At 66.1% G+C, this 2,517-nt stretch carries 2 protein-coding genes; both read right to left on the bottom strand.

What is annotated here, in order from left to right:
• Positions 1–2,144, bottom strand: a 2,144-nt coding sequence (locus FKV24_RS16795; RefSeq protein WP_141483199.1) for a M4 family metallopeptidase, incomplete at its 3' end; no start/stop codon positions are given.
• Positions 2,145–2,408: 264 nt separating this feature from the next.
• The gene (locus tag FKV24_RS20280) at positions 2,409–2,513 is read right to left on the bottom strand and encodes a proprotein convertase P-domain-containing protein (RefSeq protein WP_211371904.1); all 105 of its coding nucleotides are present in this window, start codon (positions 2,511–2,513) and stop codon (positions 2,409–2,411) included.
• Positions 2,514–2,517 lie beyond the last annotated feature (4 nt).

Raw genomic sequence — 2,517 nt, forward strand, 5'->3', positions numbered from 1 at the left:
TTCAGCGTGTAGGTGCCGATCACGTTGTCGGCGCTGCCGCCGCTGCGGTTGTGGATGTTGTAGGTGCTGCCATCCGGGGCCACCAGGTCGACCTTGAGGTCGCCCTTGTAGGTGTGGCGGATGTCGACATCCACGCTGGCGTTGCTGGGCGCGTTTCCGCTACGACCGGACACGGTGATCGGGCTTTCCACCGTGGCGTTGTCGTTGATCGGATAGTCGCTGGTGTTGCTGTAGGTCTGGGTGTCGCCACCGCCGCCGGTGCTGTAGTCGCCGACCAGGCTGACCCCGGAGAAGCTGCTGTAGGCCTTGACCCGGACGTAGTAGGTGCCGGTCTGCGGGCTGGCGAAGCTGCAGGTCTCGGCGTTGCCGTTCTTGTACGGACGGCAGTCGTAGCTGCTGTCGGTCGGCGCGCTGCCGAACTTGACGTAGATGTCGGCATCGCCGGTGCCGCCGGACATGACGAAGCTCAGGTTGGAGGCCCCGGCGGGCACGTCCATCGTGTAGTTGATGGAGTTGCCGGTGCTGGCCGCCAGCCCGGTTTCCGGCACGCCCTTCTCCAGCTCGCCGCCACCCGGCGGATCGCCACCGCCGTCGCAGCTCACGCCCACGGAAGCGAAGGCCGCGGTCACGTCGGCGACGGTCAGGCTCAGGTCCTCGGCCGCCGACTCGACGCCGCAGGAGCCCTGGTCGAAGTTGGTGCTGGAGGTCCAGTACAGCTGGTTGGCGCGGGCGAACACCCGGAACGCGTTGCGGGTATCCCAGCCGGTCTTGTTGGCGAGCAGGTAGAACGCCTTGTTGTAGACGCCGGAGGAGTAGTGCACGTCCATGCCGTTGTAGTAGTCGTCGGCGTGGCCGATCGAGCGACCGTCGCGGGTCGGATCGTCCATGTAGCGCAGCGCGCCATTGCTCTTGAAGATGTCGGCGCCGACCAGGAAGTCGTTGCTGCCGCGCATGAAGTACTCGGCCGCCTCGCCGGCGATATCCGAATAGGCCTCGTTGATGCCGCCGGACTGCCCGGAATAGATCAGTCCCGAGTTCTGCTCGGTGAAGCCGTGCGAGACCTCGTGCGCGGACACGTCCAGGCTGACCAGCGGGTAGAAGGTCGACGCGCCGTCGCCGAAGGTCATCGACGAGCCGTTCCAGAACGCGTTCTCGTAGTTGTTGCTGTAGTGCACGCGCATGGTGAGCTGGAAGGTCAGCGGCGGCGCACCGACGTAGTCGTCGTACATGTCGTAGACGACCTTGCCGAAGTAGTGCGCGTCGTTGAGCGGCGAGTAGGCGCCGTTGATCGTCTTCACCGTGTTGCGCGGACAGGTGTAGGAGAACGCGGTGCTGCCGCTGGTGCCGTGGTTGAGGTTGACCGTCTTGACCTGCGAGTTGGTCATCGTGCAGGTGCTGCCGCTCTGGCTGACGTCCATGTAGCCGAAGTCGGTGCCGTACTCGTACTCGCCGGTCTTGGCGTTGCCGCCGGGGCCGGTGCCGTTGGCGTGGGCCAGCGCGTCCCACTGCTTGATGACGCGGCCGCTGTTGGCGTCGAGGATCAGGACCGGGCGGGTCGGTTCGCCGCCGGCGGGGGCGTCGGCGAAGAACGACACCACGAAGACCATGCGCGCGCGGCCGTTGTCGTCGATGTAGACCATCTGCTGCGAGGTCTCGTTCTCGATCGTGCGGCGGGCGAGGTCGGCGCCGAGCGCGGCGCGCTTGCCCAGCGTCGCCGCACGGGCCTTGTCCAGCTTCGGCGCGACCGCCGGCAGCTCGCTCGCCAGGCCCATCACCGATTGGCCGAACAGCCGGTGGACGCTGCCGTCGCTGCGCTCGCTGACCACCACCTGCTCGCCGAACACCGGGATGCCGCGATAGGTCTGGCGGTAGCGGTAGTGGCGGGTGCCGTCGCGATCCTGGAAGGACTTGATCAGTTCAAGGCCCGAATCGGTCTCCAGTCCGATCATTTCCGCATGGCGGTCGGTGGCGCGCGCGGGCGTGCCGATCGCCGCGCTGGCCGACTGGTACTGCTGGTTCACCTGCGCCGTATCAAGGCGCTGGAGGTCGACCCGCTCGGCCGCGTCCGCGACCGCGATGGACAAACCGATGGCCAGTGCCGAAACCGCGACCATCCGGCCGCATCGAATGTTTGCATCTTTCATGTGCTTGTTTCCCTTCAAGTGTGAAAGATTGGATCGCGCCTGCGCACGACTCAGTGGTCCGGTGAAATGCCGCATCTACCGCAATCACCTCGACGGCCCCCCGGCGATCTCCGGGGGCTGTCCGTTGTCGGTGAGAATCCCCCATGGGCGTCCGGATACACGCCCACTCCAAGCCCGCCAGCCGTGGCGGTGCCACGGTAGGCGGAAACTGTGCGACGGCCTGCCTGGGGCCGCGTCTGCAAGCTCATGCCGTGAACGCAAGGGTCAGAACGTGATGTTCCAGCTGTCGATATAGCCGGTGTCCTGATTCGCGTTGTCGTTGACCCGCAGCTTCCAGGTGCCGTTGAGGGCCTCGCTGGACAGGTTCAGCGTG

It is taken from the genome of Marilutibacter maris, assembly GCF_006546735.2.
In the GTDB taxonomy this organism is placed as follows: domain Bacteria; phylum Pseudomonadota; class Gammaproteobacteria; order Xanthomonadales; family Xanthomonadaceae; genus Marilutibacter; species Marilutibacter maris.